Source organism: uncultured Roseovarius sp. (genome assembly GCF_963972555.1).
Lineage (GTDB): Bacteria > Pseudomonadota > Alphaproteobacteria > Rhodobacterales > Rhodobacteraceae > Roseovarius > Roseovarius mucosus.
In genome coordinates this window covers 19,529-42,022 of the sequence record NZ_CAXAUM010000004.1, presented here as the reverse complement: position 1 = coordinate 42,022, position 22,494 = coordinate 19,529, and the positions used below count along the sequence as shown (strand labels likewise).

Annotated in this window: 18 protein-coding genes; 3 read left to right on the top strand and 15 right to left on the bottom strand. The window is 61.5% G+C overall.

Annotated elements, in window-relative coordinates; genetic code table 11:
- Positions 1 to 74: 74 nt before the first annotated feature.
- The gene (gltA, locus tag AACZ65_RS05050; RefSeq protein ID WP_339668558.1) at positions 75 to 1,370 is read left to right on the top strand and encodes a citrate synthase; all 1,296 of its coding nucleotides are present in this window, start codon (positions 75 to 77) and stop codon (positions 1,368 to 1,370) included.
- A gap of 224 nt (positions 1,371 to 1,594) precedes the next feature.
- Entirely contained in the window at positions 1,595 to 3,835 is a 2,241-nt protein-coding gene (locus AACZ65_RS05045; RefSeq protein WP_339668556.1) for a calcium-binding protein, read from the top strand.
- Between the two features lie 4 nt (positions 3,836 to 3,839).
- Here the strand turns inward: AACZ65_RS05045 and AACZ65_RS05040 are convergent, their stop codons facing one another.
- From AACZ65_RS05040 to AACZ65_RS04995, 10 genes are all read right to left on the bottom strand, one after another.
- Positions 3,840 to 4,619, bottom strand: a complete 780-nt coding sequence (locus AACZ65_RS05040) for an enoyl-CoA hydratase-related protein (RefSeq protein WP_339668554.1) — start codon at positions 4,617 to 4,619, stop codon at positions 3,840 to 3,842.
- Between the two features lie 72 nt (positions 4,620 to 4,691).
- On the bottom strand, positions 4,692 to 5,144 hold the full coding sequence (locus AACZ65_RS05035) for a cytochrome c-type biogenesis protein (protein ID WP_339668553.1): 453 nt from the start codon (positions 5,142 to 5,144) through the stop codon (positions 4,692 to 4,694).
- Complete coding sequence (locus AACZ65_RS05030; protein ID WP_037271141.1) at positions 5,141 to 7,105, bottom strand: heme lyase CcmF/NrfE family subunit; 1,965 nt, start codon at positions 7,103 to 7,105, stop codon at positions 5,141 to 5,143. Before AACZ65_RS05030 ends, AACZ65_RS05035 begins: the two co-directional genes overlap by 4 nt.
- A gap of 75 nt (positions 7,106 to 7,180) precedes the next feature.
- Positions 7,181 to 7,747 carry a holin family protein gene (locus AACZ65_RS05025; protein WP_339668550.1) on the bottom strand — a complete coding sequence of 189 codons (567 nt, stop codon included), beginning with the start codon at positions 7,745 to 7,747 and terminating at the stop codon, positions 7,181 to 7,183.
- Positions 7,741 to 8,349, bottom strand: coding sequence for a holin-associated N-acetylmuramidase (locus AACZ65_RS05020; protein WP_339668548.1), 609 nt, complete (start codon positions 8,347 to 8,349; stop codon positions 7,741 to 7,743). The genes AACZ65_RS05025 and AACZ65_RS05020 overlap by 7 nt, the downstream gene beginning before the upstream one ends.
- Before the next feature lie 59 nt (positions 8,350 to 8,408).
- Positions 8,409 to 8,855, bottom strand: coding sequence for a cytochrome c maturation protein CcmE (ccmE, locus tag AACZ65_RS05015; RefSeq protein ID WP_037271133.1), 447 nt, complete (start codon positions 8,853 to 8,855; stop codon positions 8,409 to 8,411).
- 14 nt (positions 8,856 to 8,869) lie between these two features.
- On the bottom strand, positions 8,870 to 9,898 hold the full coding sequence (gene argC / locus AACZ65_RS05010) for an N-acetyl-gamma-glutamyl-phosphate reductase (RefSeq protein WP_339668545.1): 1,029 nt from the start codon (positions 9,896 to 9,898) through the stop codon (positions 8,870 to 8,872).
- 81 nt (positions 9,899 to 9,979) lie between these two features.
- Positions 9,980 to 10,792 (bottom strand): aspartate/glutamate racemase family protein, encoded by an 813-nt coding sequence (locus AACZ65_RS05005; protein ID WP_339668543.1) that lies wholly within the window; start codon positions 10,790 to 10,792, stop codon positions 9,980 to 9,982.
- 18 nt (positions 10,793 to 10,810) lie between these two features.
- Positions 10,811 to 11,674 carry a lysophospholipid acyltransferase family protein gene (locus tag AACZ65_RS05000; RefSeq protein WP_037271126.1) on the bottom strand — a complete coding sequence of 288 codons (864 nt, stop codon included), beginning with the start codon at positions 11,672 to 11,674 and terminating at the stop codon, positions 10,811 to 10,813.
- A gap of 78 nt (positions 11,675 to 11,752) precedes the next feature.
- The gene (locus AACZ65_RS04995; RefSeq protein ID WP_339668541.1) at positions 11,753 to 15,172 is read right to left on the bottom strand and encodes an indolepyruvate ferredoxin oxidoreductase family protein; all 3,420 of its coding nucleotides are present in this window, start codon (positions 15,170 to 15,172) and stop codon (positions 11,753 to 11,755) included.
- Positions 15,173 to 15,340: 168 nt separating this feature from the next.
- Between AACZ65_RS04995 and AACZ65_RS04990 the strand changes: the two genes are divergently transcribed.
- Positions 15,341 to 16,246, top strand: a complete 906-nt coding sequence (locus AACZ65_RS04990; RefSeq protein WP_037271122.1) for a LysR family transcriptional regulator — start codon at positions 15,341 to 15,343, stop codon at positions 16,244 to 16,246.
- A gap of 218 nt (positions 16,247 to 16,464) precedes the next feature.
- Here AACZ65_RS04990 and AACZ65_RS04985 read toward each other — a convergent pair whose 3' ends face one another.
- From AACZ65_RS04985 to AACZ65_RS04965, 5 genes are all read right to left on the bottom strand, one after another.
- The gene (locus tag AACZ65_RS04985; protein ID WP_339668537.1) at positions 16,465 to 17,595 is read right to left on the bottom strand and encodes a Xaa-Pro peptidase family protein; all 1,131 of its coding nucleotides are present in this window, start codon (positions 17,593 to 17,595) and stop codon (positions 16,465 to 16,467) included.
- Positions 17,592 to 18,623, bottom strand: coding sequence for a pyridoxal-phosphate dependent enzyme (locus AACZ65_RS04980; protein WP_339668535.1), 1,032 nt, complete (start codon positions 18,621 to 18,623; stop codon positions 17,592 to 17,594). The genes AACZ65_RS04985 and AACZ65_RS04980 overlap by 4 nt, the downstream gene beginning before the upstream one ends.
- 75 nt (positions 18,624 to 18,698) lie before the next feature.
- Complete coding sequence (locus tag AACZ65_RS04975) at positions 18,699 to 19,487, bottom strand: xanthine dehydrogenase family protein subunit M (protein WP_339668533.1); 789 nt, start codon at positions 19,485 to 19,487, stop codon at positions 18,699 to 18,701.
- 11 nt (positions 19,488 to 19,498) lie between these two features.
- Positions 19,499 to 21,862 (bottom strand): xanthine dehydrogenase family protein molybdopterin-binding subunit, encoded by a 2,364-nt coding sequence (locus AACZ65_RS04970; RefSeq protein ID WP_339668531.1) that lies wholly within the window; start codon positions 21,860 to 21,862, stop codon positions 19,499 to 19,501.
- 120 nt (positions 21,863 to 21,982) lie between these two features.
- The gene (locus AACZ65_RS04965) at positions 21,983 to 22,468 is read right to left on the bottom strand and encodes a (2Fe-2S)-binding protein (RefSeq protein WP_037271115.1); all 486 of its coding nucleotides are present in this window, start codon (positions 22,466 to 22,468) and stop codon (positions 21,983 to 21,985) included.
- Between the last annotated feature and the right edge of the window lie 26 nt (positions 22,469 to 22,494).

Sequence of the window (22,494 nt, the reverse complement as noted above, 5' to 3'; positions counted from 1 at the left end):
CCTTGGCATGGCACTACGTTTATTCAGCTCGATGCGCGCATGGCGCAAGCGGGCGCTGAGAGGGAGGACCCCTGATGTCAGAAGTCAAAAGAGTGGCAAAGCTGGAAATCGACGGCAAGACCTATGAGTTGCCGATGCACTCGCCCACGGCGGGCCCGGATGTGATCGACATCCGCAAGCTCTATGCCGACGCGGGCGTCTTCACCTACGATCCCGGCTATACGTCAACGGCAAGCTGTGACAGCACCATCACCTTTATCGACGGTGACAAGGGCGAGTTGCTGCATCGCGGCTATCCGATCGACCAGTTGGCCGAGAAATCGCACTATCTCGAAGTGTGCTACCTGCTGCTCTACGGCGAGTTGCCCAGCCCCGCGCAGCTCGAGGATTTCGAGAGCCGCGTGACCAATCACACCATGATCCACGAACAGATGCATTTCCTGTTCCGTGGCTTCCGCCGGGATGCGCATCCGATGGCGATCATGGTGGGCGTCGTGGGCGCGCTCAGCGCGTTCTATCACGACAGCACCGACATTGCCGATCCCTGGCAGCGCGAAGTCGCCTCGATCCGCCTTATCGCCAAGATGCCGACCATTGCGGCGATGGCGTTCAAATACACCATCGGCCAGCCGTTCGAATATCCGCGCAATGACCTCGACTATGCGTCGAACTTCCTGCGCATGTGCTTTGCCGTGCCCGCCGAGAATTACGTCGTCAACCCGATCCTCAGCCGGGCGATGGACCGTATTTTCACGCTCCATGCCGATCACGAGCAGAATGCCTCGACCTCGACCGTGCGTCTGGCCTCGTCATCTGGTGCCAATCCGTTTGCCTGCGTCGCGGCGGGCATCGCCTGTCTCTGGGGTCCGGCACATGGCGGCGCCAATCAGGCCTGCCTCGAGATGTTGCAGGAAATCGGTACGCCGGATCGTATCCCGGAATATATCGCCCGCGCCAAGGACAAGGACGATCCCTTCCGCCTGATGGGCTTTGGCCACCGGGTCTACAAGAACTTCGATCCGCGCGCCAAGGTGATGAAGCAATCCGCCGATGAGGTTCTGGAACTCTTGGGCGTCGAGAACAACCCGACGCTTCAGGTTGCCAAGGAACTGGAGCGTCAGGCGCTGGCTGATCCCTACTTTGCGGATAAGAAGCTCTTCCCGAATGTCGATTTCTACTCGGGCATTATCCTCGAGGCGATGGGCTTTCCAACCTCGATGTTCACGCCGATCTTCGCGGTCAGCCGCACCATCGGCTGGATTTCCCAGTGGAAGGAAATGATTGCCGATCCGCAGCTCAAGATCGGCCGTCCTCGCCAGCTCTACAAAGGGGCGACGCTGCGCGATTACGTGGACATCGAGAAGCGCTAAGCTCTCAAACACACGGCCCCCAACCCCGGCTAAAAGGCCGGGGTTTCTGTTTGGAAAGCCTTCAACAACAATCCACATCCGCGACCTGACATTGTTTCCGATGCTGCCAGAAACTCGATTGAAACCGAGTTTATGATTGATTTTCAACATATTTGGAACGTATTGGAGTGTGAGAATGTATGCGCGGATGCGAGTTTTTGATTGGTCTGGGGGGACTTTGAATTATGGGTGGTTTGCTTTTACTCGGTCTCTTGGCCAGTGTAGGTCTGACGGCATTCGTTATCGACGAATTGGATGACGACAACGATGATGATAGCATTACCGGGACAGCCGGTGATGACTCCGTTGATGGAACGTCAGGCGCGGACGATATCTTGGCACGTGGTGGTGACGATATCGTGTCGGCGGCCGGGGGAAATGACCTCGTTCAAGGTGGCGCCGGAACTGACCTCATTCTTGGCGGCAGTGGCGCTGATACGCTCGAGGGCGACGGCGGGGATGATGTTCTGATTGGAGGCACCGGGAACGACGTTCTTGAAGGCGGCGTTGGCGATGATGTGCTTGTCGGGATCGACCGCGGCCTGAACAGCCAGACCACCGGCGAATTGGACGATTTACTGCAACGCGGTCTGATCGGTGATGCCTCGTTTCCTGACGAAGGCGAGGATCGACACGGCTCCGATACCCTGCTTGGCGGCGACGGAGAGGATGCGCTCTTTCTCGGTGGCGGCGATGTTGGCACCGGCGGCGCAGCAGAAGACAGCTTCATCATCGGTGACTGGATCGAAGCTGGAAGCGTGGCCACAATCACCGACTATGACCCTGCCGCTGATTTTCTGGAATACAGCTATGTGAACACAGGAACAGCGCCCCAAGTCAGTGTGACACCGGATGACGACGGCAACGCCTTGCTGAGTGTCGATGGCGAGGTGGTTGCGATAGTCACCGGTGCAGGCTCGACCTTGACCGCTTCGGCAGTGACCCTCGTCGAGAGAGCAGGCGATGACACATCCGATACCGGGCTTAACATCATAACGGGCACAAGCGAGGCCGATCTCATCGACGGACGGGAAGTTGGCGATGAGATCTCTGGCCAAGAAGGCGACGATGTGATTGCGGCCAACGGTGGGCGTGACATGGTATTCGCCGGGGACGGAAATGATATCGTTTCTGGTGGAAATGCTGCGGATGTCGTCTGGGGCGGTGTTGGCAATGACGTGGTCATCGGCGGTGCTGGTGGCGATTCCCTCCAGGGCAATGCCGGTGATGACCTTGTCCTCGGGCTCGACATTCCGCTTGGGTCCGGCAGCGCCACAGACATCGCGGCGCTTAACCTCGATCCCGCAACACCTGCAGCGATCCTTGAAGGTCTGGCAAGAACCCCGGCTGACGAGCTTAGCGGCGATGACACCCTCTTGGGCGGCAGCGGCAACGATGTGCTGGTGATTGGCGGCGACGATACCGCGACCGGCGGACCCGGGGATGACAGCTTCTGGCTTGGGGAATGGGTCGGCGGTGTGAACACGGCCACGATCACGGATTATGACCCTGCTGCGGACCAGATCGTCTATTACCACAGCCCCCTAGCTGCTGGGCAAACGCCCCCTGTGATCACCCTATCCACCAACGCGGCCGGAGACGCGATCATTCTTGCAGACGGCGTGGCCGTCGCCGAGGTCGCGGGTGCGGGCAGCACCCTGACAGTCGCCGAAATCGTGCTGGTAGAACGTGCGACCGCGCTCAATGAAATCACAGGCAGCGGCGCCAACGATCTGATCACCGGGCGCTCGATCGGCGATGAAATCAGCGCATTGGACGGCGATGACGTGGTCGGCGCGCGTGGCGGCGATGATCAGGTTTTCGGGGGCGGCGGCAATGACGTTCTCGACGGGGGCACCGGCTCGGACAGCGTTTGGGGCGAGGCCGGAGATGACGTCGTGATCGGAGGTGCTTTGCGCGATGTACTGTTCGGCAGTTCGGGCAATGACCTGATTGTTGGGGTTGATATCGAGATTGGATCAGGCAGTGCCGCAGACATCGCGGCGCAGGGTCTCGACCCTGCCGCACCGCGTGCCCTGCTCGATGACATTGCGCGTAGCCCTGCAGAAGAGACAAGCGGCGACGACAGTCTGTTCGGTGGCAGTGAAAACGACGTGCTTATCATCGGCGGGGACGATACGGCCACGGGCGGCGTGGGCGAAGATCAGTTCTGGCTAGGTGAATGGGGAAGCGGTGCTGATGTAGCCACGATCACCGATTTCGACCGGGCCGATGATCAGATCGCTTATGTCTACACAGCCGCCACTGCAGATGCACCACCGCCGGTTATCACCCTCGCGACCAGCGCCACCGGGGATGTCACCGTGCTTGCGGATGGGATCGCGGTGGCCCGAGTGCTGGGCGCAGGCACAACGCTGACCGCTGCCGATGTCGCGCTTATCGCGCGCGCACCAGCCGCCGCGTAATTGCTCAGCGCCCCTCGAAACTCGGGGGGCGTTTTTCCAGAAAGGCCACCACGCCCTCCTTGAAATCGCGGCTTTGTCCGCAAGCGCCCTGCAATTTGGCCTCTAGATCCAATTGCGCCTCAAGCGTATTGTCCCATGTGCCACGGATCGCCTGTTTGATCGCCCCATAGGTTTGCGTGGGCCCCGTAGCCAGTTTTGCCGCCCGCGCCCGCCAATGGGCATCGAACGCATCATCGGCCACCGCCTCCCAGATCATGCCCCAATCGCTGGCCTGCCGGGCGGAAATCGGTTCAGCAAAGAGTGCCGCCCCCATCGCCTTGGCCATGCCCATCTGACGCGGCAGCGCATAGGTGCCGCCCGCATCGGGAATGAGGCCAATTCGAGCAAAGGCCTGGAGGAAATAGGCGCTTTCCGTCGCAATCACCACATCCGCAGACAGCGCCAGATTGGCCCCTGCCCCCGCCGCAGGCCCATTGACGGCGCTGACGGTGGGCACCGGGCAATCGGTGATGGCCTGCAACATCGGCACATATTCCTCGCGCAGCACCCGTTCGAGATCGAGCGTCGTGGCATTGCCCCCATCGCTCAGATCCTGCCCCGAGCAGAACGCCTTGCCCTTACCCGTCAGAACCACGACCCGCGCCACGCGCCCCGCATGGATCATCGCATCGGTGATTTCGGCCCGCATTTGGGTGTTGAGCGCGTTCATCTTGTCGGCGCGGTTAAGGCTGAGGAGCGCAACACCGTCGCTGATGTCTAGCGTGATGGTTTGATAGTCTTTCACGGATTCGGGCCTTTCGGTCTGGTTTTCGGCATCAAACCCCAGACCACCCCCCGCGCCAAGCGAAACCGCGCGTCAGTCCTTGAGGATTTCGCGCAGACGGTTTTCCTCGGCCTCGCTCAACCGGGCAACTTCGGTCTCGGGCGTGCGTGCCCGACCGCGCAGGTAAACTGCGCCGATCAAAAGGCCAGCCCCCAGCATGAGCGGCCCCGCCCACCACAAGAGCATATTGGCGCCGCCCGAACGCGGCTTGAGCAGGACATATTCACCATAGCGCGCCACGATGAAATCGACCGCCTCATCGTTGGTATCCCCTGCCACCAGACGCTCGCGCACCAAAAGCCGCAGATCGCGGGCCAATTCCGCGTTGGAATCGTCAATGCTCTCATTCCGGCAGACCAAACAGCGCAAGCCCGAGGAAATATCCCGCGCCCGCGCCTCAAGCGCAGGATCATCCAGGATCTCATCTGGCTGCACCGCAAACACCGGTGCAGCGATCACGCAGAGCGCAAGGATCAGACGCTTCATTCCGCAGGCACCCCGTGCGGCACCTTGCGCGCCCCGGCGGCCACGCGGTAACGCCTATCGCTGAGTGACAGAACCCCGCCAAGCGCCATCAGGATAGAGCCACCCCAGATCCAATTCGCCAGCGGTTTGTAATAGCTGCGCACCGCCCAGCCTCCGCCGATCTGCGGATCGCCGATCACAACATAGATATCACGCAGGAAGCCATTATCGAGCGCGGCCTCTGTCGTGGGCATCTGCGCCACGGGATATTCGCGCTTTTCTGGTGTCATGATCGAAATCTCGCGCCCGTCCTTGGACAGCGTGAAGGTCGACATCGTTGCAAAATAATTTGGTCCTTGCTCGTCGTGAACCTCGTCGAGGCGCAGGGTGTAGCCTGCGATGTCGAACTGCTCACCGATCTTGAGGATGCGAATATCCTCTTGTTGCCAGGCCATCATCGCCGCAATGCCGGCCATGGTTACACCCAGACCGCCATGTGCCACCGCCTTGCCCCAATCGGCACGCGGCAACCGTGTCAGGCGGGCAAACCGCCCGGCGCCACGCCCGGTGCGCGACCAAAGATCGACAGCAGCGCCGCCGATCAACCATGCCGCCAGAAAGAGCCCCACAGGCCCAAGCGCCGAGCGGCCGGTCTGCATCGCCCAAGCCAGAGCGCCAATCGCAACGGCGAGCGCAAAGACAGGTGCCAATTGCCGGATAATCCGGCCCAAAGTGGCGCGCTTCCATGGCAACATCGCCCCCACCGGCAGGATAAGGCCAAGCGCCACCATGAACGGCGTGAAGGCCGCGTTGAAAAACGGCTCGCCCACCGAAAGCTTGCGATCAAACAGCATTTCGGCGATGAGCGGCCAGATCGTGCCGATGAAGACCACGAAACAGGCCACCGCCAGCAAGAGATTATTGAGCACCAGAACGGATTCGCGGCTGACAAGGCTGAACACGCCCTTGGCCTGCATCACGCCTGCGCGTGCGGCAAAGAGCGTGAGCGCCCCTGCCATGAACACCGCGAGGATGGCGAGCAGGAACACACCGCGCTCAGGGTCCGTAGCAAAGGCATGCACGCTCGTCAGCACACCGGAGCGGGTGATGAACGCGCCCACCATGGAAAAGCCGAAGGCGATAATCGCCAAGAGGATGGTCCAGCTTTTCAGGCTCTCGCGCTTTTCCACGACAATCGCGGAATGCAAGAGGGCGGCGGCAATCAGCCATGGCATGAACGAGGCATTTTCCACCGGATCCCAGAACCAGAAGCCACCCCAACCCAATTCGTAATAGGCCCACCAAGAGCCAAGACCGATACCGATGGTCAGGAAAATCCACGCCGCCAACGTATAGGGCCGCACCCACCGCCCCCAAGCAGCATCGACGCGCCCTTCTATCAGAGCGGCCACGGCAAAGGAGAAGGTCATCGAAAGACCGACATAGCCGAGATAGAGGAACGGCGGATGAAACGCCAAACCGGGGTCCTGCAAGAGCGGGTTCAGATCCTGCCCGTTGAAGGGCGGCACCGCCATGCGCAAGAACGGGTTGGAGGTAAGCAGAATAAAGGCAAAGAACGCCACCCCTACCATGGCCTGCACGCTCAAAACACGCGCGCGCAGTGACGGCGGCAGATTGGAGCCGAACCACGCCACCGCCGCACCAAAGAGCGTGACAATGAGCACCCACAGGAGCATCGAGCCTTCGTGATTGCCCCAGACGCCCGTGACCTTGTAGAGCATCGGCTTGTCCGTGTGGCTGTTGAGCACCACCAGACGCAACGAGAAATCTGACGTGACAAAGGCCCATGTCAGCGCGGCAAAGGCCACAGCCGTCAACAAAAATTGGATCGTGGCCGCCGGTTCGGCAAGCGCCATCCAACCCGGCCAGCGTTTATAGGCACCTATAAGGGGAATAGTGGCCTGAACGCAGGCCACCAGAAAGGCGAGGATGAGGGCGAAGTGACCGAGTTCTGTAATCATGCCCTGAATATAGGACAGGACCACGCCCCGGCCAATCGCAATCGTCACGGCGTGCGGTTCACATTGTCGCGGGGCTCAACCACGCCGCCGCCACTCTGCCAACGCGGGATTGTCCGTTGGGGTTAGCGCGCTCAGCGCGACCTGCGCATCATTGCTGCTATCGGCCACTCCGGGGCTGGTGGGACGCAAGCTGCGCAAGCTCTGGATGCTCTGTGCCACCTGCGGGGCGCGGGCAATGGTGCTGGCAATCGCGCGTTGGAACTGTTGCCCCTTGGCCTGATAGCGCGCGCCGAAATAGAAACTGACGATCGCCCCCAACAGCCACCAGAGCGGTTCGGGCACAAGTGCCAGTCCCGCCATGCGTTCGCCAAACCACAAGGGATCAACCATGGCCGCCACGAAAAGACCGATCGTGCCAAGTGCCATCGCCGGGCGCGGAATGCGGTTCAACCCGTCAATGATCCGGTCGAACAGGCCCCGATTCTCCAGGCGAAACTCGCCCGCCATCTGTTCCAGCGCCGCGCGCTGCGTCTCGACACTGCGCTGGTCGGCGGCCTCGGCATTGACGCGGAAAACCTCGGCGGTTTCGCGCACCACATTGGCACCGCTGCCGAAAAGCGCCCGTAGAATGTCCATCACCATGCGCTGATCCTCGCTTTGAATTCTGCCTCTGAGAGATGAAAGCGCGGCGAGATGAACTCTTCCGCACGTTTGATCCAGCCGCCCTTACCGCCTGCGCGGCTGCGTGCGAATTTTCTGCTGGAGGGGCGAGCGTCGGCGAGGCTCAGGTAATAATTGCGCCGCGCGATTCCATAGGCATCTGCAATATGATCCGGCGCGGCCTTGGCCGCCGCCTCTGCCGCGGCGACGGTCTGCGGGCCAATGAGACCATCCACTTCGATTCCCTGCCCCATCTCGCGCAGCAGCCGTTGCAAGATCTTGACCGCGTTGGTCCCCGCGTTGACATACATGTCGAACACACTCGGTTGCAGGCGTTCCGGCAGGCGCGCAATACCGGGACGCTCGTAGTAATGGCCGAGAAACAGCGTGACCGCCTGACCGCGCGTGAGCGCCCGCACATCCAGCGCATCGACAACCCCATCGCGCGTCAAATCCATGCCCAAACGGCGCATCGTATGGATCGTCACGCCAAAATTGGTGGCCCCGCCGGGGTCGTCGGGGTCATCCACATAACCGCCCTCACGGGCGATAATCTCACTTGCAAGCTCTGCTATGTCTCTCATCAGCCCCACCTGTTGCCAATTTCTGGCAAGAGGTTGAGGCCGATGGGTTAACGGTGGCCTTAGCTACCGTCCGGTTCCTTGTAGACGCCTTGCGCCTTGAGCGCGTCCACCACTTCCTTGGGCATATAGGTCTCATCATGTTTGGCGAGGATTTCGGTAGCGACAAATATCCCGTCACGATAGCTGCCGGTGCCGACCATACCCTGATTTTCTTCAAAGAGATCAGGCAGCACACCCTTATAGGTCACAGCCACCACACCGTTACCATCGGTCACATTGAACCGGATGGTTTCACTCTCGCCGCGCTTGAGACTGCCTTCTTCCACCAACCCGCCGATACGGAAGACCTCCGAGGGGCTGGGCGGCTCGGCCAGAACTTGCGTCGGCGAGCGAAAGAAGTTGATCCCGTCGCGCATTCCGTAGCCAATGAGACCGGTCGCCATGACCAAGGCCACGGCGGCAATCGCAATGATCTGAACGCGGCGCTTTTTCTTGAGCGATTTCATCGGTGTAGTCCCTTTTACGGAAACACGGGGGCCAGCATCAACCCCGTCGTCTCAGGCTCAGATAACATCAGGTTGGCGTTTTGCAACGCTTGGCCGCTGCTACCTTTTGTCAGGTTATCAAGAGCCGCCACAACGATTGTGCGGCCGGCACGCCGGTCCGCCACCACGCCGATGTGGCAGAAATTGCTGCCGCGAATATGGCGCGTGCTGGGGGTCTCGCCCATCGGCAGAACCACGATAAAGGGCTCGTTGGCATAGGCCGCCGCCAGCGTCGCATGGATTTCCGCCGCCTCGCCCCGGACATAGCCGGTGGCGAGAATCCCGCGATTGGCGGGGATGAGGTGCGGGGTGAACTGGATTTCGACCGGCCGGCCGGCAAGCGCGGAAAACTCCTGATCGAATTCGCCCAAGTGCCGATGCGTGCCGCCGACCGAATAGGCATGATAGCCCTCGCTCAACTCTGCATGGAGCAAGTTCTCCTTGAGACTGCGCCCCGCCCCGGACACGCCGCATTTGAGATCGAGGATGATTTCATCCAGATCAATGACCCCGGCCGCAATCAGCGGGCGCAGGATATACTGCCCCGTGGCCGCATTACAGCCGGTTCCCGCCACCAACCGCGCCGCCCGAATACCCTCGCGGTAAAATTCGGTGAGGCCATAGACCGCCTCTTTCTGCACCTCCGGCGCGGCATGGGGATTGCCATACCATTTCCGATAGGCCTCTGGATCGCGCAGTCGGAAATCCGCGGACAGGTCCACGATCTTCAAATCCCGCGGCAAGGCCGCGATCACCTCTTGGCTGGTCTTGTGCGGCAGCGCGCAGAAACAGAGGTCGATGCCAGAGAAATCAATCTCTTCGATGGTGACAAGATCGGGCAAATCGAGATGCCGCAAATGCGGAAATACCTGGCCCATGCTCTGCCCCGCCTTGGAATTGGCCGCAAGCGCGCTGATCTGCATGCCGGGATGGGTGGCAATAAGCCGGACAAGCTCGGCCCCGGTATAGCCCGAGGCGCCCAGGATGGCGATTTTATGGGTCATCGCGACCTCACTTTCAGATGGATTAAGGATATTAGAATTCCGGCACCGCCGCAATGCGGCGCGATGCCCAAGGCCTGCGCGTCAAGCCGCCACAAACGTTATCTCTCGTCGCAAGAACTGTGTGGCGCGCGAGGAAACCCGCTTGGGATCACCGGTGGTCAAAAACGCAGCCTCGGTGCCCGACCCGATCTTGTCCGGGTGGCGTCCGAGGTAATCCGCAAGGCTCGAGGCCACAAGATTGGGCTGCGAGTAGACCGCCACATCGGGGCCAAGCGCGTCCTGAAACACCTCTTGCACCAGCGGATAATGGGTGCAGCCCAGAACTGCCGCTTCGGGATGCGGCATCTTGCGCTTGAGCGCATCGACATGGCTGCGCACCAGCGCCTCGGCCAGGATCATGTCGCCATCCTCGATGGCATCGACCACGCCGCCACAGGCCTGCGCCTCGACATCAACGCCAATCGCGCGAAATGCCAATTCGCGCTGAAATGCGCGGCTGCGCACGGTCGCCGGCGTGGCAAAGAGCGCCACATTCTTGACCGCCACCTCGCGGGGCGGGGAATTGTCGCCCCATTGCCGCTCTGTCAGGGCCTCGATCAACGGCACGAAAACGCCCAACACGCGCTTGTCACGCGGCACCCAGGATTCCTGCATCCGCCGCAGCGCCGCTGCCGACGCGGTGTTGCAAGCGAGGATCACGAGATCACAGCCCGCTGAAAAGAGGCGATCCACCGACCTGGTGGTCAGGTCATAAATGTCATCGGCATCGCGCACGCCGTAGGGCGCGTGGGCGTTATCGCCGAGATAGACAAAGGGAACGTCCGGCAAGCGTTTGCTCACCGCATCCCACACCGTCAGACCGCCCAGCCCGCTGTCGAAAATCCCTACCGCCATGTCCCACGTCCAGTGCCGTTACTCGAATTCGAACCCGATTTCAGAGGCGACAATCGGGCTTGGGGACAATTCATAGGTCTTGGCGCGCAGGAACGCCATGAGGGATTTCGTATCACCCGCATATTGTGCCAGCGTGCTGCGCGGAATGGGGTCGCCCACGACGACGCGCACGGGCGTATCCACGCGCTTGCGGAATTCCTTGATCAAGAGGCCCATACGCAGCGTCACATGCAGATGGCTGGCCAGCTGAAACAGGCGGCTCGTATGCCCATCGAAATAAACCGGCACCACGGACGCCTGCGATTTGGCGATCATCTTGGCAGTAAAGCCGCGCCAACCGGGGTCCATCGGGCGCGAAAAGGGTTTGGCCGCCGTGCTGACCGTGCCGCCCGGAAAAATACCGATCGCACCGCCCTGCCCCAGATAATCAAGTGCTGTCTTGCGCGTGGCGAGATTGAGTGCGACGGCTTCCTTGGTTTCATCAAAACTGATCGGCAGAATGACCTTGTTGAGATCCTCGGCCTTGCGGAAAATCTGATGCGCCAGAATGCGGAAATCGCCGCGCGTCTGGCTCAGGATATGGCCCATCATCAACCCGTCAAGAATGCCGTAAGGGTGATTGGCAATCAGAACCAAAGGACCCTCTTTCGGGATATTCGACAGGCTACCGCCCACCACGTCCAGCGTGAGGCCATAGCGCTCGACAATCACTTCCCAGAAATCACGGCCACGTGACACCTCGGTCTCATAGCCCGCCGCGCGCTTGATCAGCGAAATCCTCCCCGTGAGGTTTTCCATCGTGCGGATCATCGCGCGCCCGCCCTTGGTCTGGGCAGAGTAGGAATAGGAAATGTCACGGGCGATCTGGCGATCTGTGCGCATGGGCGATCCTCGGCTGAGTCGCGTCTCGTTAAAATTATGCGACAGATGTGACCAGATCACGTGACAGTTTCGTGACGCCTATTCCGCCGCCTGTGCCATTTCCGCCCCACCCGACTGGATCACTGCAAGCAGTTCTGAGCGCCGGGTCGCAGCTTTGGCGGCGTTGGCCTCCTTCACCGGGCCAAACCCCCGGATCGACAGAGGCAAGAGCGCCAGTGCGATGATCGCGTCGCGGGTGCGGGCATTGAGCATCGGCAGAACTTCGGTCATGTCCCGCTCATACTCCTTGATCAGCGCCCGCTCCATTTTCCGTTCGGCGGTGCGGCCAAAAGGATCGAGCGGCGTGCCGCGCAGCACCTTGAGCCGCGCCAGGAGACCGAAGCTCCGCAGGATGCCGGCACCGAATTCCCGTTTCTTGGGGCGCCCGTCGCTGCCCGTTTTTGACAGCATCGGCGGCGCGAGATGGAATTTCAGCGTGAAATCGCCGTCAAACTCGGCCCGCGCCTTCTCTGCCGTTTCCAGATGCAGACGGGCAACCTCGTATTCGTCCTTGTAGGCCAAGAGCTTGTGATACCCCTGCGCCACCGCGTCCTTGACGCCCTCGTCGGTAATCTTGTCGAGCATACGGCCATAACGCTTGGCCAGCCGCTTGCCCTGATAGGCGGTCAGATGCGCCTCACGATAGGCGATGCGCTCGGCCAAAGTTTTCGGCTTGGCGATCACCTTGGGCGTCAACAGGTTCTCGACCTCCTCCGGATAGAGCGCCGCCCAACGGCCTACCTCGAACGCCCTCAGATTGGCATCCACCGCCGCCCCGTTGAGGCGAATGGCGTTTGCGATCGCCTCATGGCTGAGCGGGATCAGCCCCCGCTGCCACGCCGCGCCAAAGATCATCATGTTGGAATAGATCGAATCGCCCATCACGGTCTTGGCCAGATCAGAGGCATCGAACATCTGCACCCCGTCGCGCAACCGCGCCTCGAGCGCCAGACGCAGCCGGTCGGCAGGCAGGGTGAATTCGGTGTTGCGGGTGAAATCGCCTGTGATGATCTCGTGGCTGTTGACCACCGCCCCGGTGCGCCCCTGACGTGTGAGGCCTAGCGTCTTGGCCCCGGCGCTGACCACCAGATCGCCACCGATGAGCGCGTCACATTCGCCCGTTGCCACGCGAATTGCACTGATGTCCTCGGGATTCTCAGCCAGACGGCAATGGATATGCACCGCACCGCCCTTTTGTGCGAGACCGGCCATCTCCATCATGCCAGCCCCCTTGCCATCAATCTGCGCCGCCTGCGCCATCACCGCGCCGATGGTGACAACCCCGGTGCCGCCCACGCCGGTGATGACCACATTGTAGGTGCCGTCAATCGCCAGAAGCGCAGGCGCGGGCATCTCCGGCAGCGTCAAATCGGCAGTGCTGTCCTTGCGGACCTTCGCGCCTTCCAGCGTGACAAAGGACGGGCAAAACCCTTTGAGACAAGAGAAATCCTTGTTGCAGCTGGATTGATCAATCGCCCGTTTGCGGCCCAGTTCGGTTTCCACGGGCACGATCGAGACGCAATTGGATTGCACCCCGCAATCGCCGCAGCCCTCGCAGACGTCCGTATTGATGAACACGCGGCGATCCGGATCGGGGAATTTACCCCGCTTGCGGCGGCGGCGTTTTTCTGCCGCGCAGGTCTGGATATAGAGGATCACACTCACACCTTCGACCTCGGCCAGCCGCTCCTGCACCGACATCAACTCGGATCGTTCCGAGAATTCAACACCTTGCGGAAAGGACTTAAGGTCCACATCCTCTTTCTCGTCATAGACGACCGCCAAATTCTGCACCCCCATCGCCCGCAGTTCGGCGGCAATGCGCGGCGCGTTTAACCCGCCTTCGTTTGGCTGTCCCCCGGTCATGGCCACGGCATCGTTGTAGAGAATTTTATAGGTGATCGTCGTGCCCGAGGCCAAGGCCGCGCGAATGGCCTGCACGCCTGAATGGTTATAGGTGCCGTCGCCAAGGTTCTGGAACACATGCTTGCGCGTCGAAAACGGTGCTTCGCCGATCCAGTTCGCCCCTTCGCCGCCCATATGGGTAAAGCCGGTCGTTTCGCGGTCCATCCACTGCACCATGTAGTGACAACCGATCCCGGCATAGGCCCGCGCGCCCTCAGGCAGGCGGGTTGAGGTGTTGTGCGGGCAACCCGAGCAGAAATAGGGCAGACGGCTGGCAATCTCGGTGGCGTTGTCGTTGCGCCGCGCCTCGCTCAGCGCGTCGAGCCCCGCCTTGATCCGGTCGGTGCCGCGCCCCTCTTCGATGAGGATAGCCCCCAGCTTTTCCGCGATCCAGATCGGATCGAGCGCGCCGCGCGTCGGAAACAGCTCCTCGCGGTGCATGCCGCCAGCGCCGCCCTTGTACCAGCCATAAACGCGCCGCCCGCGCCGGTCGTCGAAAATCGCCTCTTTGATCTGCACCTCGATCAGCTTGCGCTTTTCCTCGACCACCACGATCAGGTCGAGCCCTTCGGCCCAGTCGTGAAACCCCTGCATGTCGAGCGGAAAGACCTGCCCCACCTTGTAGGTGGTGATCCCCAACCGCTCCGCCTCTGCGGCATCGACCCCCAGAAGGTCGAGCGCATGCACCAGATCAAGCCAGTTCTTGCCCGCCGCGACAAAGCCGATCTTGGCCCCCGGCTTGCCCAGGATCCGCTTGTCCATGCCATTGGCGCGGGAAAATGCCTCGGCGGCGAAGCGCTTGTAGTCGATCATCCGCGCCTCTTGCGCATGCGGCGTGTCGATCAGGCGAATGTTCAATCCGCCCTCGGGCATCGGGAAATCGGGCGTCACAAGCTGCACGCGGTCCGGGTGGCCATCCACGACCGAGGTCGCCTCAACCGTGTCCTTCATCGTCTTGAGCCCGACCCAGAGCCCGGAAAACCGGCTGAGCGCGTAGCCGTAAATACCGTAATCGAGAATTTCCTGCACGCCCGCCGGGCTGACAACCGGCATATAGGCATCCACGAGCGCCCATTCGCTCTGATGCAGCACGGTCGAGGATTCGCCGGTGTGGTCGTCGCCCATCGCCATCAGCACGCCACCATGTTTGGACGTGCCCGCCATATTGGCATGGCGCATCACATCGCCCGAGCGGTCAACCCCAGGCCCCTTGCCGTACCAGAGACCGAAAACACCGTCATATTTACCTTCGCCGCGCAATTCTGCCTGCTGCGATCCCCAGAGGGCGGTCGCCGCCAGATCCTCGTTCAACCCCTCTTCGAATCGCACCTGCGCCGCGCGCAGCACCTTTTCCGCGCGCCGCATCTGCTGATCCACTGCTCCAAGAGGTGAACCGCGATAGCCCGTTACATACCCGGCAGTGTTCATCCCCGCCGCCCGATCCCGCGCCGCCTGCATCAGCATCAGCCGCACCAATGCCTGCGTGCCATTGAGCAGGACAGGAGATTTCTCAAGATCGAAACGGTCGTTCAGCGTTACCTTTTGCGTGGTCATAGCGTGCCTCCCTTGGTTGAGGGCCATGCCTCAATATAGGGCGATATTAGGTCATAATTTATGACCTACCAAGGAGAATTTTGTGAAAATGTCGCAGCTGTCCTATAAGAGATGGATGATTATCTGCTATTACGTTATCGGTGCCGGCTTCATAAGAAAGCGAAAGTTATGGATTGGGACAAGCTCAGAATCTTTCATGCCGTCGCGGATGCGGGCAGTCTCACCCATGCCGGAGAGCAACTGCACCTCTCGCAATCCGCGGTCAGTCGGCAGGTGCGCGCGCTTGAGGAATCACTCAATGCCACGCTTTTCCACCGCCACGCACGCGGGCTGATTCTCACCGAACAGGGGGAATTGCTGTTCGACGCCACCCGCGCGATGATGAAACGTCTCGACGCCGCCACCGCCCGCATTCGCGATAGCGAAGAAGAGGTGTTCGGCGATCTGCGCGTCACCACCACCACTGGATTTGGCACGCTCTGGCTTGCCCCACGCCTTCCCAAACTCTACGAAAAGTATCCCGACCTCAAAATCGACCTCATGCTCGAAGAACGCGTGCTCGACCTGCCCATGCGCGAGGCCGATGTCGCCATTCGCATGAAGGAACCCTCGCAGGCCGATCTGATCCGCAAGCGCCTGATGAGTGTGCATATGTGCCTCTATGCCACCCAAGCCTATCTCGATGCGCGAGGCGAGCCCACCTCGCTTGATGACATGAGCGCGCACCGCCTGATCTGTCAGAACCCGCGCTCGGCACAGGTGGGCGCAGGCGCGATGCTGGTGAATGAGTTGATGACCAATGACATCTCCACACTTTTGACCGTCAACAACTACTTTGGCGTGCTTCAGGGCGTGCTCAATAATCTCGGGATCGGTGTGCTGCCCGATTACCTGACCCGCGATTTTCCACAGCTTGTCCGCGTCCTCCCCGAAGTGCAATCGGTCGAAGTGCCGGTTTTTCTCGCCTATCCTGAGGAGTTGCGCCACTCCAAGCGGATTGCCGCCTTTCGCGACTTTGTGCAGGACGAAATCATATCCTATCGCAAAACGCTTAAGGAACAGGCGGTTAGCTGAGGTTTCGCGCAGATCATGCCCCAGCCATGCGCAAACCGCATAGCGGGCATGATGCACCTGCGGCAATTTTAATCTTGATTGGTCAGAACTGCGCCCTTATTTGCCAATCGTGACGGTGATAGCCGCAAGGCGGTCACCTTCATACCTCCCTGTTGGACTTCGGCCGAGCTTAGTGCTCGGCCTTTTTTTTCGTTCCGCCGCAATTTGAGGCAGACCGCTCAGATCACCGGCAGGGTCGATGCCGCGAAACGGGACAGGCGTTGTGTCCTACCCTCGCGGATCACGATGTTCTCCTCATGCACCATGATCATGCCCGGCGCGAGCTCTAGGCCAGGCTCAAGCGTGATCACCATGCCGGGCTTGAGCACGCTATGATCCTTGTGTGTCAACGACAGACCTTCTGTCAGTTGCATGCCCAGCCCATGCCCCAAACGCCCTGAGGTTTCATCGCTGCCCGTGATCCGCGCCATCGCCCGCCAGACGTCAGAGGCTGTGGCCCCCACGCGCGCGGCCTCTTCCCCAGCCTCCGCCGCCTCGATCAGCCGCGCATGGGCAGCGCTCTGCTCTGCCGTGGCATGACCAATCGCGAAATTCCGGTCATAATCGCAGAAATACCCATCCCAGACCGCGCCGGTATCGAGCATCAGAACATCGCCCGCTGCCAATGGCGCCTCTCCCGCAGGCGAGATCACATCGGCATAGCCCATTGGCCCGGCACCCCCAGCGATATAGGGCACCCAATCCGCCCCTTCCTCCAGCAAAAGCCGCTGAAAATTGCGAAAGACCGTGCTGAGCGGCACGCCCGGCTGCGCAATCTCGCCCACACGGTCAAAGGCGCGCCCGGCAATCCCACAGATATGCGCGATCTTGACGATCTCAGCCTCGGATTTGACGGCACGCAGCCCCGCCACGATCCCGGCATCATCGCGAAACGCGAGGGCACTCGCCCGCTTCACCCGCTCGAATTCCGCCAAAGGCATGCGCAAGTGGCTTTCGGGGCCAGAAGGCATACCCACAGGACCGCCAATCTCGCGCAGCGTGTCGGCCAAGAGCGAGACGCCATCATCCTCGGGATCGGGGGCTGCCCAAGTGCGAATGTCCCTTACCCAGGTTCGCCCCATCAAGGGCGCGCCAATCGCAGGGATCACCGCCACCGGATCGCCCATCGCAGGCAGGATCAGAAACCACGGGCGGCTCGGGCTTTCCCAGAACCGGGTCAGAAAGCCGGTGAAATAGCGGATTTCCGGCTCTGTCGTCAGCAAGAGCGCACCAAGCCCCACCTCGGCCATGCCGGATTGTGCCTTGCGCAGCCGCGCCTGAAACTCATCCGGCGCGAACCCGCGCCTCATGCTTCGGGCCCTTCACTCAGGATACACAGCACCCTTGCATCGGCCCCAAGCGCCAACCCCGCCAGCGCCGCCACCCCCGCCGCGCCGGACGGCGTCGTGGCCAGCCCTTGTGCGGCCAATCCCTCCAACACCGCCTCGGCCTCTTGATCCGTGATTGTCACGAATGCATCGGCATCCCGCGCCAACCCCTTGAGTGCAATCAGCGACGGCACCTTGCAATCAAGCCGTCCCATGTTCGACACCGGCCCGGCTGTCTCAACAGGTCGCCCCGCACGGATGCTCTCGAAAAGGGCGGGCGCGCGGTCAGGCTCCACCACGATGATCCGGGGCGTCGCGCCCCAGATCTGCCGGAACCATGCCGCACAGGCCCCGGCGAGCCCCCCAACACCCGCCTGCAAGAGGATATGGGTGGGCACCTCCGGCATCTGGCGCGCGGCTTCCTCGGCCATCGCGAGATAGCCCTCCATCAACCTATGTGGCAGATCGAAATACCCCGGCCACGAGCTATCGGATAACAGCGTCCAGCCCTGATCCAGCGCCGCACGCCCCGCAGCGACCATACTGGCCTCGTAATCCGCGCCCTCGCGCACCACCTCGGCCCCCTTGGCGCGCAGTCGCGCGGCAAAACTCTCTGGCACCGTCTCGGCCAGATAGATCACCGCCCGCGCCCCAAAGAGGCGCGCCCCGGCCGCGACCGACATGCCGTGATTGCCAGCACTCGCCGTCACATAGGTGCGCCCCGCCAGCGCGCAGGACATATCCGCGGCCCCAGTCTCTGCCGCCTCATGCGCGATCACATAAGCCGCGCCCAACGCCTTGAAACTGCCCAGCCCCATGCGCCCGCGCTCATCCTTGGCCCAGACCTTTGCCGCGAATCCTGCCACAGGCACCAGCGGCGTTTCAGCCGCCGCCGGGCACCGCCCCAACAACCCGAGCACCGCGTTCGCGTCCACACTCGGCCATGGCGCCCCCGTCAGCACCGCCTCGGGCAAGCCGGTGCCGCGCCACGGATTGTCGATCTCTTGCATCTCTTCCCCTGTTCCTTATGAAAATGGCGGGTCCTGAGACCCGCCATTTCAAACCTCACCTCACTCTAACAGCGCTCAGCTTGCTGCCGCAACTGCCCGACGCGTCATCACGCCCACAAGATGCGCGCGGTAGGCCCCTGATCCGTGCAGGTCCGAGATCATGCCGTCCCCCGACAGGCTCAGCCCATCCAGCGCCTCGGGCGCAAAGTTGTCCGAAAGCGCCGCCTCGGCCTCGGTCCAGCGGAACACGCCCTCTTCCGAGGCTCCTGTCACCGCCACACGCACGCCGTCCGCGTATTTGGCAACGAACACACCCACGAGGGCAAAGCGCGAGGCGGGTTGCTCGAACTTCTGATAGCTGGCCTTCTCCGGCACGGGAAACCGCACTTCGGTGATGATCTCGCCATCTTCCAGCGCAGTCGTGAACATGCCCTGAAAATAGTCATCCGCCGCGATGCTGCGGTTTGAGGTGATCACCGTCGCCCCTGATCCCAGAACCGCCGCCGGGTAACAGGCGGAGGGGTCATTATTGGCCAGACTGCCACCGATGGTGCCCCGGTTGCGCACCGCCGGATCGCCGATATGTGCCGCGAGCGATGCGAGCGCCGGATAGACGCCAGCCCCCGCCGCAACTTCGGCGTGGGTGGTTCCCCCACCAATGCAGAGCGCGCCGTCATCAGCGGTGCAAATCCCCTGCATCTCCTTGATGGCCGACAGGCACACCAGCTTGGCAGGTGCGGCCAGACGTTGCTTCAGCGTCGGGATCAGGGTCTGCCCCCCGCCCAGCGCCTGCGCCTCTTCCGTGCCCAGAGCCGCTATGGCATCAGCGATGGTAGCGGGACGTTCGATATCGAATGCATACATGATCGCTCTCCTTACCCTTGCATCGCTTGCCAGACGCGCGACGGCGACAGTGGCATATCAATATGGGTGATGTTCCGCCCGGACCATTGCAGCGCATCAATCACCGCATTGACCACCGCAGGCGGGCTGCCGATGGCCCCTGCCTCGCCACAGCCCTTGACGCCCAAGGGGTTGTGCGTGCAGGGCGTCTGACAGGAATGATCCACCTGATAAAACGGCACATCGTCGGCGCGGGGCATGGCATAATCCATGTAAGAGCCGGTCTGAAGCTGCCCGTTCTCGTCATAGACGCAGGATTCGAGCAGCGCCTGGCCAATGCCTTGCCCGATACCACCATGCACCTGCCCCGACACGATCATCGGATTGATGATATTGCCGAAATCATCGGCGGCGGCGAACCGCTCGATCGTCACCTTGCCCGTGTCCGGATCCACCTCGACCTCACAGGCGTAGGCGCCAGACGGATAGGTGAAATTCGACGGATCGTAAAACGCCGTCTCTTCCAACCCAGGCTCGATATCCGCCAGCGGATAGTTGTGCGGCACATAGGCGGCGAGGGTCACATCGCCCCAGGCCACGGATTTATCCGTACCTGCCACGCTGAACTTGCCATCTTTCAACTCGATATCGGCTTCAGAGGCCTCCATCAGATGCGCTGCGATCTTCTTGGCCTTGTTGATGATCTTCTCAGTAGCCCGCACCATGGCCGACCCGCCCACGGCAATCGAGCGGCTGCCATAGGTGCCCATGCCCATCGGCGTATTGGCAGTGTCGCCATGCACGATCTCGACCATATTGGCGTCAATTCCGATCATCTCGGCCACCACTTGTGCGAAAGAGGTCTCATGCCCCTGCCCGTGGCTGTGACTGCCGGTCATGACCACTAGACCGCCCGTGGCATTGACACGTACCGTGGCACTCTCATAGAGACCCGCGCGCGCCCCCAATTGCCCCACAAGGTTCGACGGCGCGATGCCGCAAGCCTCGATGTAGCAATTGATACCCAGACCGCGCAGCTTGCCCTTGGCCGCACTCGCCTTGCGCCGCGCCTCAAATCCGCTGAAATCCGCGATCTCTTCGAGCTTGTCCATGGTGGCGTGATAGTTGCCAGTGTCATATTCCACCGCCACGGGCGTGGCATAGGGGAACTGGGTGATGAAATTCTGGCGCCGCAGCGCGATGGGATCAACGCCCAGTTCCCGCGCCGCCTTGTCGATCACCCGCTCCAGCTGGAACGTGGCCTCGGGGCGGCCTGCCCCACGATAGGCATCGACCGGCACGGTATTCGTGAACACCGCCTTGACGTTCACATAAATGAGCGGCGTGCGGTAATTCCCCGCCATCAGCGTGCCATGCAGCCATGTCGGCACCGACGGCGCAAAGGTGCTGAGATAGGCCCCCATATTGGCGTAGGTATCTGTGCGGATGGCGGTAAAGTTGTTCTCCGCATCCAGCGCCAACTCGATCTTGGTCACGTGATCGCGCCCATGGGCATCGGTCATGAAGGCCTCGGACCGCGAACAGGTCCATTTCACCGGACGATTGAGCGCCTTGGCGGCAAAAGTGCAAAACGCCTCTTCCGCGTAGTGAAAGATTTTCGAGCCGAATCCACCACCCACATCAGGGGCCACCACGCGCAATTTATGCTCCGGGATGCCCAAGACGAACGCGCCCATCAAGAGACGGATCACATGCGGGTTTTGGCTCGTTGTATAGAGCGTCGAGTCGCCGGTCGAGCGGTTGAAATCGCCCACCGCCACGCGCGGCTCCATCGGATTGGCCACCAGCCGGTTGTTGATCAACTCGAGCGTGGTGACATGCGCCGCCTTTTCAAAGGCCTCGTTCACCGCTGCCTTGTTCTCTTCGACAAAGCCCCAGTCATAACAGAGGTTGTTCTTCAACTCGTCATGCACCAAGGGGGCGCCCTCTTCGAGGGCTTTCTTCATGTCCACGACCGCTGGCAGTTCCTCGATATCGAGTTCGATCGCCTCGGCCGCATCGCGCGCCTGCGCATAGGTCTCGGCCACCACGGCGGCAATCGGATCCCCCACATGACGCACCTTGCCTTGTGCCAGCACCGGATGTCCCGGCTCCTGCATCACCTCGCCAAACCGGTCGGTGACCTGCCAGCCGCAGGGCAGGCCGCCCACACCTTCGAAATCCTTGCCGGTAAAGATCCGCAAGACCCCCGGCATGGCCTCGGCGGCGCTGGTATCCACCTTGTTCAGCCGCCCATGCGCCACATCCGAACGCAGGAAATGCACATAGGCCTGCCCGCGCAGATTGATGTCATCGGTGTAATTGCCGTTTCCGGTCAGAAACCGGATATCCTCGCGCCGCTTGGTGCTGGCGCCAATGCCTCCGTCTTTCGGCATGTCGTTCTCCTCCCTGATCGAACGGGGTCTGCCCCCATGATCACCCTCAGCGCACTCACTGTTCCAGAACTACTCCGGGGGAGCGCCGCAGGCGCGGGGGCGGCGCCCCCAGTGTTTCGGTTATTCCGCCGCGATCCGGCTCACATCCTGACCGCTGGCGGCCAAGATCGCCTTGACGATGTTGTGATAGCCCGTGCAGCGGCAGAGATTGCCCTCTAGATAATCCCGCACCTCCGCCTCTGTCGGCGTCGGGTTCTCGGCCAGAAGCGCCGCCGCAGACATCACCATGCCCGGCGTGCAGAACCCGCATTGCAGCCCGTGATGATCCTGGAACGCCTGCTGAATCGGATGCAGCGTGCCATCCGGCTCGGCCATGCCTTCGATCGTCTTGATCTCGGCGCCCTCCGCCTCAGCCGCGAACATGGTGCAGGATTTCACGGCCTTGCCATCGACATGCACCACGCAGGCCCCACATTGGCTGGTATCGCAGCCCACATGCGTGCCCGTCAGGCCAAGGGTCTCTCTCAGAAATTCGACAAGAAGCGTGCGGCCCTCGATCTGGCCCGACGCTGGCTTGCCATTCACGGTCATCTTGACCTCAGGCATTGGCTCCTCCCGGTTTGAATTGTCCG